The organism is Pseudomonas sp. FeS53a (assembly GCF_000931385.1).
GTDB classification, from domain to species: domain Bacteria; phylum Pseudomonadota; class Gammaproteobacteria; order Pseudomonadales; family Pseudomonadaceae; genus Metapseudomonas; species Metapseudomonas otitidis.
On record NZ_JYFT01000052.1, the window covers coordinates 77,815 to 90,230 of the forward strand.

Consider the following 12,416-nt stretch of genomic DNA (forward strand, 5'->3'; position numbering starts at 1 on the left):
GTATCGACCTCAAGCGTTGATGATCCAGGGGCTGGCGGTACGCAGGCCGTATTCGTCACGGCCCAGGGCACAGCCCAACCAGGGGTGGGCGCCGACATCGGCGGCGCAGCGGGAGATGCGGCTGGCGGGAATGCCCCGCGCCGCCAGGTGGGCCAGGGCTTCGCCACTGGCCAGGTGCCCAAGGCTCGCCACCTCGGAGGGGTCGGCACCGTCGAGCATCAGGTGGCCGTCGGTGCAGGCCAGTACCTGCCCCGCGTCGGCAGTGGCGGCCTCCAGCAGCAGGCCGGCGGCGCCGCTCATGCTGGAATCGAGGCCGCCGGCCAGGCCGTGGACGTGGCGCTGGTAGAGCGCGGCAACCAGGCCCTCGGCCAGGGCAGCGCCGCCCAGCACGTCCACCAGGGTGAGCAGCGCGCCGGCCGGCCGGTCGTGCTGCTGGATGCGGGCGGCCAGGCCGCTGTGGGCCTGGATCATGAAATCGGTGCCCAGGGGGTCGTCCGCTCCAGGGTGGCGCCCGCAGCCGGAGGCCGAGCCGTACACCAGGCCCGGGGCATGGCGGCGCAGCGCCTCGCCGGTCAGCCCCAGGCGCTCGGCGCGTCCGGGCGCCCAGTTGTGCAGGAAGGCATCGCAGCCCTCCAGCAACTGCCCCAGCCGGGCCTGCCCGGCTTCGCTGCGCACGTCCAGCTCGACCCAGGGCTTGCCCCGGTTGATGGCCTGGAAGTGCACGGACAGGCCGCCCACCAAAGGCGCCATGCCGCGCATCGGATCACCGCCCGGCGGCTCGATGCGCATGACCTGCATGCCCAGCTCACGCAGCAAGTGCCCCGCCAGCGGCCCCTGGATCAGCCGGCAGGCCTCCAGCCCCGCCAGGCCGGCCAGGGGCTGGGCCGCGCTGGAGGGCGCGCGCGCCAGGACAGCGGCCGATACGGGCGGGTCAAAGGCCCAGGGGCCTTGGGCGCAGTCTTCCCGAGGCGCCAGGCGCAGGGTGCAGAGGTTGACCCCGGCATCCCGGGCCAGGCAGTTCAGGTCGGCCAGGCGATAGCGCGCACAGGCGCGGAACAGCGAGGGCGGCAACCACGCCGTGGCGGTGGTGTAGCGCTGCATGAACGGCGGCCAGCCGGCGGCGATGTCCGCCAGGGACACCCCCAGGCCTTCCCAGAAGCGGCGCCAGGCCTCCGGGTCGAGGGCTTCCAGCTCGAAGCGCAGGCCCTCGCCACTGGTGAAGGGCGGGTGCTGCCAATCGGCGCCACCCGGCACCGGCAGCACCTGCCCGGCATCGTCCATCGCCAGGTACTGGGCCATCGCCAGCAGGCCGGCGCCGCCCAGGCTGATGTGCACCTCATGGCTGCCGCTGCCCCGACGCTGCCCGAGCAGGGCGGCCACGGCAGCGGTGGACGCCAGGGAGGCCGTCAGCACCGCAAGGTAGTCCACCCCCAGGGTGAACAGCCCACCGGCGCTGCGCCCATGCCAGCCCACCAGCCCGCAGGCCGCCTGGGCCAGCGCCTCGCTCACCGGCTGCACCCCGCAGGGCCAGCCACGCACATATAAGGTGACCCGCGCGCCGGCGGCATCCTCCAGCCAGGCCGTCAGTTGGCCATCCAGGCCTTGCACACCTGCTGCCGCGCACACCCGTGCGCCCAGCAAGCCCATGCGCAGGGCCAGCGCCTCGCGGGTGGCCTGCAGCCCGGTCGGTGCTTCGGCCAGCCGCAGGGTCACGCCTTCCAGGGGCCGTATCGACATGAACAACTCCTTCGTTCCTGTTCGCGCTTCCTGCACCCGGAGCGCCGAACCCCTCTATCTCCAGGGCCTGCGGCAATCCGTTGCAGGTCGATGGGAGGATCATACTTCCTTGATTAATGCTAATCATTCGCATTACATATGCACTCCGGCGATTTTCATATGCAGTTCCGGCGAGGCGGTTTTTTACCCACTTCGCCTGTGCTCTGATGCGTCGGCGAACCCAGTCAAGGACGGTGATCACTGCGCCCGGATGGAGCCCCGCACAGGCACACCGGGCGAGTGATGAGGAGTGATTTGCTATGAACGGTTTGGCACAACCCAAGCTGGCCAGCGCCCAGCAACTCAAGGAATGGACACGCCACCAGACGGCATCGGCCCAGGGCCAGGCGCTGATCGAGCGGCTGGACTGCGAGGCCGGGTTCTCCCTGGTGCGCTCGCGGGTCTCCTCGGGCCGCATCCTGCGGGAGGTCTGCGAGCACGATGGCAACGACCGCACCTTGGTCATCACCTTCGGGCTGTCCGGCCAGTCCGAGTTTCTCGACCGGGTCGGCAATGCCCTGCCCTTCGCGGCGAACCACACCACGGTCTCGGTGTTCCAGGCCGGCACCGGCGAGCGTCGCTACGCCGCCAACGAGCCCATCCAGCAACTGCGCCTGGTGGTGTCGGAGTCGACCCTGACGCGCTACATCGGCCCCGAGCGCTGCGGCCGCCTGCTGGGCAAGGCCCTGCGCCACAACGAGAGCTTCCGGCAGATCGCCTACAACGGCAGCTGCAGCAGCGAACACCTGCGCTTCTTCAAGAACCCCCGGGTCGGCGAGCACGACGGCCTGCGCCAGCGCATCCATGCCCTGAGCCTGCTGGCCGAGCAGCTCAACCTGCTGGCCCCCGCCACGCCCCAGGCCGAGCGCATCAGCGGCCGTGACCTGGACGTGATGGAGCGGATCGAGGCCTATATGCGTGCCAACCTCGGCCAGCCGCTGAACAACGCCTGCCTCTGCGCCGCGCTGGGCATCAGCGAATACAAGCTCAAGGAATGCTTCCGCCACGCCTACGGCACCAGCCCCGCCCACCACCTGCTGGAGATGCGCATGCAGCGCGCACAGGAGCTGCTCGCCGCCGGCTACCGGGTCTCGGAGACGGCCTACCAGGTGGGCTACCAGCACCCGAACAACTTCAGCGCCGCCTTCCTCAAGTTCTTCGGCTACACCCCGAAGTCGGTACGCAGCGGCCGCTAGCCACCCACGAACGCCCAACCCGGGAACCTGACATGAACCACCTATCCAGCGCCCGCCACGCGGCGGGCGAAGGGGACGCCTGCGCCTTGCAAACGCCCCTCTGCCTCAACCTCAACGAATCCCCCTACGGCGTACCGCCGGCTGCGCGGCAGGCGGCCAGCGAGGCCATCGGCCTGTCCTCGCGCTACCAGTTCGAGCGGGTGGAGGCGCTGCGCCAGGCCCTTGCCCAGCGCCATGGCGTGCCACTGGAGTGGGTCTCGCTGTACCCCGGCTCCAACCGCGCCCTGCACTACGCCACCTTGGCCTTCACCCGGGCCGATGCGCCGCTGGTGGTGGCCGCGCCGGGCTACCCGGTGCCCGAGCAGGCCGCACGCCTGCATGGCCGGGCGGTGTGCCGGGTGCCCCTGCTGGCGGACGGCGGGCACGACGTGCAGGCCATGCTCGCCGCCAGCGAGGGCGGGCTGATCTACATCGCCAACCCCAACAACCCCACCGGCACCGTCACCTCCCACGCAGCGCTGCTGGCTCTGGTGGAACAGGCCGGCGCCCTGCCCCACCCGCCGGTGGTGCTGATCGACGAGGCCTACCTGGAGTTCAGCGACGAGCCTTCGATGATCCCGGCAGTCAGCGCCCACCCCGGCCTGGTGGTCACCCGCACCTTCTCCAAGATCCACGGCCTCGCCGGGCTGCGCCTGGGCTATGCCATCGCCCAGCCCGCCGTGCTGGACCGCATGCACACCCAGCCGGCCCACGACGTGCCGGTGCCGGCCGTTGCCGCCGCGCTGGCCTGCCTGCACGACGAGGCCGAATGCGCCCGGCGCAAGGCCGCCAACACGGCCCAGCGCGAGGCCTTCTGCGCCTGGCTGGACCACCAGGGCCTGCGCTACAGCCCGTCCCGGAGCAACTGCGTGCTGATCGACTGCCAGCGCCCGGCCGCAGAGGTGATCGCCACCCTGGCCGCAGGCGGCATCCGCGTCGGCCGCCCCTGGCCCGGCCTGGAACAGCGGCTGCGCGTGACCCTCGGCACCCCCGATGAAATGACCCGGCTCCGGCACGCCCTGAGCCAGGCCCTCGACCTGCCCCGGAGCTGAACATGACTGCCTTTACCCCGACTCCCCTGCCCCGCACCCTCGGCCCCCTGGTCAGCGACCAGGCCACCCTCAGCGCCGAGGAGCGCGCCCGCTACAGCCGCCACATCCTGCTGCCGGAGTTCGGCCTGACCGGCCAGCAGCGCCTGAAGAACGCCCGCGTGCTGGTGATCGGTGCCGGCGGCCTGGGCTCACCGACCCTGCTGTACCTGGCAGCGGCCGGTGTCGGCACCCTGGGCATCGTCGACTTCGACCGGGTGGACGCCTCCAACCTGCAGCGCCAGGTGATCCACCGCATGGACACCCTCGGCGAGCTGAAGACCGAGAGCGCCAAGCGCACCATCGCCGCGCTCAACCCGCACGTGCAGGTGAACCTGCACGACCTGCGCCTGGACAACGACAACGCCGTGGCGCTGTTCCGGGGCTACGACCTGATCATCGACGGCGCCGACAACTTCGCCACCCGCTACCTGGTCAACGACGCCTGCGTCCTGGCCGGCAAGCCCTACGTCTGGGGCTCCATCTACCGCTTCGAAGGCCAGGCCAGCGTGTTCTGGGAAAACGCCCCCGGCGGCGGCCTGAACTACCGCGACCTCTACCCCGAGCCGCCCCCGCCGGAGCTGGCGCCGTCCTGCTCGGAGGGCGGCGTGCTCGGCGTGCTCTGCGCCGCCGTGGCCTCGGTGATGGGCACCGAGGCGATCAAGCTGCTGACCGGGATCGGCGAATCCCTGCTGGGCACGCTGATGGTCTACGACGCCCTGCGCATGCGTAACCGCTACCTGCCCCTGCAGCGCGATCCGCAGCGCCAGCCCATCACCGCGTTGCAGGACTACCCGCAGCTGTGCGGCCTGGGCCAGCCCTCGGCGCCGGCCGCCCCCGTGCCGGTAATCACCCCGCAGGAGCTGCACGCCCTGCTCGGCAGCGGGCAGCCGCTCCGGCTGATCGACGTGCGCGAGCCCAACGAGTGGGACATCGTGCGTATCGAAGGCGCCGAACTGCTGCCCAAGGCCCGCGCCCTGGCCAGCCTCGGCCAGGGGCCGCTGGCCGACCGCGAGCAGCCCTACGTGATCTACTGCAAGGGCGGCAGCCGCTCCCGCGAGGTAGTCGAGGCCATGCTCGCCGCCGGCTACCACAACGTGCGCAACCTGCAGGGCGGCGTGCTCGCCTGGGTGCGCGACGTGGCCCCCGACCAGCCCCGCTACTGAGGACGGCCCGATGCTCACCCTGCCCGCCGCCCTGCGCGATGCCATCGCCCACCAGGCCCGCACCGAGCACCCGCTGGAATGCTGCGGGCTGATCGCCGCCGTGCCCGGCGAGCCCGGCAGCCTGCGCCTGGTGCCGATGCACAACGCTGCCCAGGCCGAGGACTTCTTCAGCTTCGAGCCCCTGCAGCAACTGCGTGTGTGGCGCGAGATGAACGGCCGGGGCGAAGTGCCCCTGGTGCTCTACCACTCCCACACCGCATCCCGGCCCTACCCCAGCGACACCGATGTGGAGTACGCCGCCGCCTTTCCCGAGGTGTTCCACCTCATCGTCAGCACCGATCCCCGCTTCGACCTGTCGATGCGCTGCTTCCGCATCGAGGACGGCCGAATCCTGGAGCAGCCGCTGGCCTTCGACTGAACCCCATGCCCCCGACCACGAGGAACCGCCATGTCCATCACCATCCACATCCCCACCACCCTGCGCGACCTGACGGCCGGCGCAGCCCAGGTCAGCGCCCAGGGCGACAGCCTGGGTGAAGTCATCGACGACCTGGAGCGCCGCTGGCCGGGCCTGGAGCAGCGCCTGCTGAAGGGCCGCACCCTGGTGCGCTTCATGAACCTGTACGTCAACGACCAGGACGTGCGCTTCCACGGCGGCCTGGAGGCCCGTGTCGCCCCCGGCGACGAGATCACCATCCTGCCCGCCGTCGCCGGGGGCCAGGACTGCCGGAACCCGGCATAGGAGCGGCGACCATGGGATGCCCCTATTCCGGCGCCAGGAATGCCCTGGCGACCCGTACCGGCGACGGCCGCTACGGCGACTACCTGAGCCTGCAGCACATCCTGCACAGCCAGGTGCCACGCTCGGAGGTGCCGGACGAACTGCTGTTCATCATCCAGCACCAGACCGCCGAACTGTGGATGAAGCTGATGCTCCACGAGCTGACCCTCGCCACCCACCACGTGGGCCGCCAGGACCTGCCCCGCACCTTCAAGGCACTGACCCGCGTGCAGCGGATCATGGAGCACCTGATCCACGCCTGGAGCGTGCTCGCCACCCTCACCCCCAACGACTTCCTGGCCATGCGCCCGGCCCTGGGCAGCGCCTCCGGCCACCAGTCGGTGCAGTTTCGCGAGATCGAATTCCTCCTCGGCAACAAGTGCGCCCGCCACCTGGAAGACCACGCCGAGGACCCGGCAGCGCTGCGCGCCCTGCAGGCCCGGCTGCTGGCGCCCTCGCTCTATGACGAGGTGGTGCGCCTGCTGGCCGCGCGCGGCCTGGCCATCGACCCCGCGCGCCTGCAGGCCGCCGTCGACGAGCCCACCCGCTACGACGCCTCGGTGGAGGCCGCCTGGCTCACCGTCTACCGCGCTCCCGACGCCCACCGCGACCTCTACGAGCTGGCCGAGCAACTGGTGGCGCTGGAGGACAACGTCAGGCACTGGCGCTTCCGTCACATCGGCATGGTCGAGCGGGTCATCGGCCGTCGCCAGGGCACCGGCGGAAGCAGCGGCGCCGACTACCTGCGCAAGACCCTCGACACGCTGCTGTTCCCGGAACTGTGGAACCTGCGCACCGTCCTCTGAACCCAGGAGATTTCCCGATGGCAGAACATCGCACCGCCCTGATCGTCGGCGGCGGGCTCACCGGCCCGCTGCTGGCGTGCCTGCTGCAGCGCCAGGGCTGGCAGGTCACCGTGCTCGAACAACGCCCCGACCCGCGCCTGCACACCGCCCAGGCCGGCAAGTCGATCAACCTCGCCCTGGCCGAGCGCGGCCTGCAGGCCCTGCGCCAGGCCGGCCTGGACGCTGCCGTGCTGGCCGGCGCCGTGGCCATGCACGGCCGGCGGGTGCATGTGCCGGGCGTGCCGGAGCAATTCCACGCCTACAGCAGCCGAGCCGGGGACGCCATCTGGTCGATCCAGCGCGGCCGCTTCAACCGGCTGCTGCTGGACGCGGCACAGGCAGCCGGCGCCCGGCTGCACTTCGACACCCCGCTGGCGGGTATCGACTGGGCGCGCCGCGAGGTCATCGCCGGTGGCCAGCGCTGGCCCTTCGACCTGCTGGTGGGCGCCGACGGTGCCGACTCCGGCGTGCGCCGGGCCATGGCCGAAGGCGGCCCCCTGGGCGAACGCCGCGAGCGCCAGCCCCACGGCTACAAGGAGCTGAACATCCCTGCCTCCGGGCGCCTGCTGGCCGATGCCCTGCACATCTGGCCCCGAGGCGGGCACATGAGCATCGCCCTGCCGAACATCGACGGCAGCTTCACCACCACGCTGTTCCTGCCCCACGACGACGGCAGCGCCGACTGCTTCGCCCAACTGCCGGACGGCCCCACCGCGCGACGCTGGTTCGACACCCACTACAGCGACCTCTCCGCCGAACTGCCGGACCTGGAGGCGGACTTCGAGCACAACCCCATCGGCCAGCTCGGCACCCTCTGGCTGGAGCGCTGGCACGCCCAGGGCTGCGCCGTACTGGTGGGCGATGCGGCTCACCCGATGGTGCCGTTCCACGGCCAGGGCATGAACTGCGGGCTGGAGGATGTGCTGGCCCTGGCCCGCCACCTGGCCCGGCCGCAACCCCTGGAGGCGGCCCTGCAGGCCTACGCCGAGGAGCGCCGGCCCAATGCCGGCGCAATCCAGGCCATGGCCCTGGAGAACTACGTGGAAATGCGCGAACGGGTGCGCGCAGCGGACTACCAGCTGGAGCGCCAACTGGCCGCGTGGCTGGAGGCCCGCCACCCGGGGCGCTTCGTGCCGCGCTACAGCATGGTCACCTTCAGCTGCCTGCCCTACGCCACGGCCTTCGCCCGGGGCGAGGTGCAGGCCCGCCTGCTGCGGGAGGCCGTGCAGGGTTGCGAGCGCTTCGAGCAGATCGACCTGGCCAAGGCCGAGCGCCAGTTGCTCGACCGCCTCGACCCGCTGCACCCCCTGGAGGGCGCGGCATGACGGCCCTGCATGACGACCCCTTCGGCCTGCACCTGCCCCTTGAGCAGCGCGAGCGGGCCTACTCGCCGAGCAGCCTGGCGCCCGGCTTCGCCGAGACGCTGCAGCGCTACCACCGTGACAGCCGCACCGCCGAGGCCCTCTGCGGCCCGGCCGAGGTGCTGCCCTACGGCCCCTCGCCCCGGGAGAAGGTCCTGCTGCTGCCCGCGCCCCAAGCGGCCAGGGCCACCCTGGTGTACGTGCACGGCGGCTACTGGCAGGAGCTGAGCGCCGAGGACTCGCTGTTCCCCGCACCCGGGCTGCACGCCCTGGGCTACGACCTGGCGGCGGTCGGCTATCGCCTGGCCCCCGAGGCGCGCCTGGAACAGATCGTCGAGCAGGTCGCCAGCGCCCTGCTCCACCTGCGGGCGGCCCTGCTGGCACAGGGGCGCGTACCGCACCTGGTCCTCGCGGGCAGTTCCGCCGGGGCGCACCTGGTGGCGATGATGCTCAGCCACCCCTGGGAGGGGCCGCCGCCGTTCCAGGCAGCCCTGCTGGTCAGCGGCATCTATGAACTGGCGCCGCTGATCGGCACCTACATCGACCAGCCGCTGCAGCTCACAGTGGCGTGTACCGCCGCCCTCAGCCCCCTGCGCCGGGTGCCCAGCTGCGAAGTCCCGGTGGCCCTGGCCTGGGGCGAGCGGGAAACCGACGCCTTCCAGCAGCAGAGCCACGCCATGGCCCGCCACCTGGCCCGCTACCTGCCGGTCACCGCAGTGCAGCCCTGCGCGGGGCGCGACCACTTCGACATCCTCTTCGACCTCAGCGAGCCGGCCAGCCCCCTCGGCCGCTGCCTCGCCAGCCTCACCCCGGAGCCCATGCGATGAACCAGCGCCCCTGCCTCAGCGACCCGGACGTCCAGGCCATGGCCCAGGCCACCCGCGCCTTCGCCCGCCAGCAACAATGGGCGGTGACCGTGGCCATCGTCGACGACGGCGGCCATCTACTGCACCTGCAACGCCTGGAGGACGCCAGCCCCATGAGCGTGGAGATGGCCACCGCCAAGGCCCGCACCGCCGCGCTGACCCGGCGGCCGACGCAGTTCTACGAGGAACTGATCCTCGGCCAGGGCCGGCTGTCCTTCCTCGCCACCCCGATGACCGGCCTGCTGGAAGGCGGCCTGCCGATCCGCATCGGCGACACCGTGGTCGGCGCCATCGCCGTCTCGGGCGTCACCTCCGCCCAGGACACCCAGGTAGCGCAGGCCGGGATCGACGCCCTGAACAGGGATTGAGCTCCGGCAGCCGCGCCCTCGTCCCTGGCGGTTCTGCTGCTTGCGGCGAACGCCCGGGGCGGCTTCACTGGCGCGGTCCGCCCTGCTGCCGAGGTTTCCATGTCCGTCGCCGAACTGCTCCAGCAACGCACCTCCATACGCGCCTTCACTGACCAGCCGGTGGACGCCGCCACCGTCCACGCCCTGCTCGATGCCGCGCGCTGGTCGCCCTCCGGCGGCAACCTCCAGCCCTGGCAGGTGATCGTCGTGGCCGGGGCCGAGAAGGCCGCCGTCGAGCGCCTGGCCACCGAGACCCTGCTGCGCAACCCGGCCGGCGAAGCCGACGAATTCCCCATCTACCCGGCCGCCCTCGGCGAGCCCTACCGCACCCGCCGCTACCAGGTGGGCGAAGCGCTCTACGCCCTGCTGGGCGTCCCCCGCGAGGACAAGGCCGGCCGGCTGCGGGCCCTGGCGCGCAATTTCCAGTTCTTCGGCGCGCCGGTGGGGCTGCTCTTCGTCATCGACCGCAGCATGGGCCACGGCCAGTGGGCGCACCTGGGCATGTTCATGCAGTCCCTCGCCCTGGTGGCCCAGGAGCGCGGCCTCTCCACCTGCATGCAGGAGGCCTGGGGCATGGTGCGCCAGAGCCTGCACCGGCACTTCGCCCTGGCCGAAGACCAGGTGCTCTACTGCGGCATGGCCCTGGGCCACGCCGACCCGCAGGCGCCGGTCAACCAGCTGCGCTCCGAGCGCGCCCCGGTGGAGGCCTTCGCCCGCTTCCAGGGCTTCTGAGGCGGGCAACGGCAGGCGCGCTCGTCGGGACGGGTGCCGGCGCCACGGGCTGCCGCTACAATGCGCGCCTTGCCCGTGTCGCCTGATAAAGAAAAAACACCATGTCCTTGCCCAAGCACCACCTCGAACTGCTCAGCCCCGCCCGTGACGTGCACATCGCCCGCGAGGCCATCCTGCATGGCGCCGACGCCGTCTACATCGGCGGGCCGAGCTTCGGCGCGCGGCACAACGCCTGCAACGAGGTGGCCGATATCGCCCAGCTGGTGGAGTTCGCCCACCGCTTCCACGCCCGCGTGTTCGTCACCATCAACACCATCCTCCACGACGACGAGCTGGAGCCGGCACGCGCGCTGATCCACCAGCTGTACGACGCCGGCGTCGACGCGCTGATCGTCCAGGACATGGGCGTGATGGACCTGGACATCCCGCCGATCGAGCTGCACGCCAGCACCCAGACCGACATCCGCACCCTGGAGCGGGCCAAGTTCCTCGACCAGGCCGGCTTCTCCCAGCTGGTGTTGGCCCGCGAGCTGAACCTGCAGCAGATCCGCGCCATCGCCGACGAGACCGACGCCGCCATCGAGTTCTTCATCCATGGCGCGCTGTGCGTGGCCTTCTCCGGCCAATGCAACATCTCCCACGCCCAGACCGGCCGCAGCGCCAACCGGGGCGACTGCTCCCAGGCCTGCCGCCTGCCCTACACCCTGAAGGATGACCAGGGCCGCGTCGTCGCCTTCGAGAAGCACCTGCTGTCCATGAAGGACAACAACCAGAGCGCCAACCTCAGTGCCCTGGTGGATGCCGGCGTGCGCTCCTTCAAGATCGAAGGGCGCTACAAGGACATGGGCTACGTGAAGAACATCACCGCCTACTACCGCCAGCGCCTGGACGGCATCCTCGAAAACCGCCCGGACCTGGCCCGCGCCTCCAGCGGCCGTACCGATCACTTCTTCGTGCCCGACCCGGACAAGACCTTCCACCGTGGCAGCACCGACTACTTCGTCACCGACCGCAAGATCGACATCGGCGCCTTCGACTCCCCCACCTTCACCGGCCTGCTGGTGGGCCATGTGGAAAAGGTCAACAAGCGCGACCTGCTGGTGGTAACCCAGGAACCCCTGTCCAACGGCGACGGCCTCAACGTGCTGGTCAAGCGTGAAGTGGTGGGCTTCCGCGCCAACATCGCCGAGCCCAAGGGCGAGTTCGAGGAGGACGGCGAGAAGCGCTACCGCTACCGCGTCGAGCCCAACGAAATGCCCGAGGGCCTGTTCCGCCTGCGCCCCAACCACCCGCTCTCGCGCAACCTCGACCACAACTGGCAACAGGCCCTGCAGAAGACCTCCTCCGAGCGCCGCGTCGGCCTCTCCTGGGTCGCCAAGCTGCGTGAAGAACGCCTGGAACTGACCGCCACCAGCGAGGAAGGCGTCAGCGCCAGCGTCGCCCTGGACGGCCCCTTCGGCGCCGCCAACAAGCCCGAGCAGGCCCTGGAGCAACTGCACGACCTGCTCGGCCAACTGGGCACCACGATGTACCACGCCGACGCCGTGGAACTGGACGCGCCCCAGGCCTTCTTCATCCCCAACTCCCAGCTCAAGGCCCTGCGCCGCGAAGCCATCGAAAAGCTCACCGAAGCCCGCGTCGCCGCCCACCCCCGTGGCGGTCGCAAGGCCGAAACCAACCCGCCGCCGGTGTACCCCGAGGCGCACCTGTCGTTCCTTTACAACGTCTACAACCAGAAGGCGCGGGACTTCTACCACCGCCACGGCGTGCAACTGATCGACGCCGCCTACGAAGCCCACGAGGAAGCGGGCGAAGTGCCGGTGATGATCACCAAGCACTGCTTGCGCTTCTCCTTCAACCTCTGCCCCAAGCAGGCCAAGGGCGTCACCGGCGTACGCACCAAGGTCGCGCCGATGCAGCTGGTGCACGGCGATGAAGTGCTGACCCTGAAGTTCGACTGCAAACCCTGCGAAATGCACGTCATCGGCAAGATGAAGGGCCACATCCTCGACCTGCCCCAGCCCGGCAGCGCCGCGTCCCAGGTGGTCGGCCAGATCAGCCCCGACGACCTGCTCAAGACCATCCGCCGCGCCCCGCACTGACCGCCCCTCCAAACGCCCAGGCCCCCGTAGCCTGGGCTTCAGCCCAGGGAACCCRCT

Annotated in this window: 12 protein-coding genes; 11 read left to right on the forward strand and 1 reads right to left on the reverse strand. The window is 70.8% G+C overall.

Annotated features, from left to right (window positions below; translation table 11 throughout):
• Nucleotides 1-9 precede the first annotated feature (9 nt).
• The gene (locus SZ55_RS15170; RefSeq protein ID WP_052807611.1) at nt 10-1,737 is read right to left on the reverse strand and encodes a CoA transferase; all 1,728 of its coding nucleotides are present in this window, start codon (nt 1,735-1,737) and stop codon (nt 10-12) included.
• A 299-nt stretch (nt 1,738-2,036) separates the two neighbouring features.
• Between SZ55_RS15170 and SZ55_RS15175 the strand changes: the two genes are divergently transcribed.
• The 11 genes from SZ55_RS15175 (at nt 2,037) to SZ55_RS15225 (ending at nt 12,359) form a co-directional block, all read left to right on the forward strand.
• Nucleotides 2,037-2,972 carry a helix-turn-helix transcriptional regulator gene (locus SZ55_RS15175; RefSeq protein ID WP_044407622.1) on the forward strand — a complete coding sequence of 312 codons (936 nt, stop codon included), beginning with the start codon at nt 2,037-2,039 and terminating at the stop codon, nt 2,970-2,972.
• A gap of 32 nt (nt 2,973-3,004) precedes the next feature.
• Entirely contained in the window at nt 3,005-4,063 is a 1,059-nt protein-coding gene (locus SZ55_RS15180) for an aminotransferase class I/II-fold pyridoxal phosphate-dependent enzyme (RefSeq protein WP_052807612.1), read from the forward strand.
• A gap of 2 nt (nt 4,064-4,065) precedes the next feature.
• Entirely contained in the window at nt 4,066-5,265 is a 1,200-nt protein-coding gene (moeB, locus tag SZ55_RS15185; protein WP_044407625.1) for a molybdopterin-synthase adenylyltransferase MoeB, read from the forward strand.
• 10 nt (nt 5,266-5,275) lie between these two features.
• Nucleotides 5,276-5,683: a Mov34/MPN/PAD-1 family protein gene (locus SZ55_RS15190; RefSeq protein ID WP_044407628.1), complete on the forward strand. Its 408-nt coding sequence runs from the start codon at nt 5,276-5,278 to the stop codon at nt 5,681-5,683.
• A gap of 30 nt (nt 5,684-5,713) precedes the next feature.
• Nucleotides 5,714-6,007, forward strand: coding sequence for a MoaD/ThiS family protein (locus SZ55_RS15195; RefSeq protein ID WP_044407630.1), 294 nt, complete (start codon nt 5,714-5,716; stop codon nt 6,005-6,007).
• Between the two features lie 11 nt (nt 6,008-6,018).
• A complete protein-coding gene (locus SZ55_RS15200) occupies nt 6,019-6,852 on the forward strand; it encodes a tryptophan 2,3-dioxygenase (RefSeq protein ID WP_044407632.1) in 834 nt (277 codons plus the stop codon).
• A gap of 17 nt (nt 6,853-6,869) precedes the next feature.
• Nucleotides 6,870-8,216 (forward strand): FAD-dependent oxidoreductase, encoded by a 1,347-nt coding sequence (locus SZ55_RS15205; RefSeq protein WP_044407638.1) that lies wholly within the window; start codon nt 6,870-6,872, stop codon nt 8,214-8,216.
• Nucleotides 8,213-9,079, forward strand: coding sequence for an alpha/beta hydrolase (locus SZ55_RS15210; protein ID WP_044407642.1), 867 nt, complete (start codon nt 8,213-8,215; stop codon nt 9,077-9,079). The genes SZ55_RS15205 and SZ55_RS15210 overlap by 4 nt, the downstream gene beginning before the upstream one ends.
• Entirely contained in the window at nt 9,076-9,486 is a 411-nt protein-coding gene (locus SZ55_RS15215; protein ID WP_044407643.1) for a GlcG/HbpS family heme-binding protein, read from the forward strand. Before SZ55_RS15210 ends, SZ55_RS15215 begins: the two co-directional genes overlap by 4 nt.
• Before the next feature lie 99 nt (nt 9,487-9,585).
• Complete coding sequence (locus tag SZ55_RS15220) at nt 9,586-10,257, forward strand: nitroreductase (protein ID WP_044407646.1); 672 nt, start codon at nt 9,586-9,588, stop codon at nt 10,255-10,257.
• Between the two features lie 101 nt (nt 10,258-10,358).
• Nucleotides 10,359-12,359, forward strand: coding sequence for a peptidase U32 family protein (locus SZ55_RS15225; protein ID WP_044407649.1), 2,001 nt, complete (start codon nt 10,359-10,361; stop codon nt 12,357-12,359).
• Nucleotides 12,360-12,416: the final 57 nt, after the last annotated feature.

Coding starts and splice junctions, on each gene's coding strand:
- SZ55_RS15225 (WP_044407649.1), top strand. CDS start 10,359: ATGTCCTTGCCCAAGCACCACCTCGAACTGCTCAGCCCCGCCCGTGAC.
- moeB (WP_044407625.1), top strand. CDS start 4,066: ATGACTGCCTTTACCCCGACTCCCCTGCCCCGCACCCTCGGCCCCCTG.
- SZ55_RS15190 (WP_044407628.1), top strand. CDS start 5,276: ATGCTCACCCTGCCCGCCGCCCTGCGCGATGCCATCGCCCACCAGGCC.
- SZ55_RS15220 (WP_044407646.1), top strand. CDS start 9,586: ATGTCCGTCGCCGAACTGCTCCAGCAACGCACCTCCATACGCGCCTTC.
- SZ55_RS15200 (WP_044407632.1), top strand. CDS start 6,019: ATGGGATGCCCCTATTCCGGCGCCAGGAATGCCCTGGCGACCCGTACC.
- SZ55_RS15180 (WP_052807612.1), top strand. CDS start 3,005: ATGAACCACCTATCCAGCGCCCGCCACGCGGCGGGCGAAGGGGACGCC.
- SZ55_RS15195 (WP_044407630.1), top strand. CDS start 5,714: ATGTCCATCACCATCCACATCCCCACCACCCTGCGCGACCTGACGGCC.
- SZ55_RS15210 (WP_044407642.1), top strand. CDS start 8,213: ATGACGGCCCTGCATGACGACCCCTTCGGCCTGCACCTGCCCCTTGAG.
- SZ55_RS15175 (WP_044407622.1), top strand. CDS start 2,037: ATGAACGGTTTGGCACAACCCAAGCTGGCCAGCGCCCAGCAACTCAAG.
- SZ55_RS15205 (WP_044407638.1), top strand. CDS start 6,870: ATGGCAGAACATCGCACCGCCCTGATCGTCGGCGGCGGGCTCACCGGC.
- SZ55_RS15215 (WP_044407643.1), top strand. CDS start 9,076: ATGAACCAGCGCCCCTGCCTCAGCGACCCGGACGTCCAGGCCATGGCC.
- SZ55_RS15170 (WP_052807611.1), bottom strand. CDS start 1,737: ATGTCGATACGGCCCCTGGAAGGCGTGACCCTGCGGCTGGCCGAAGCA.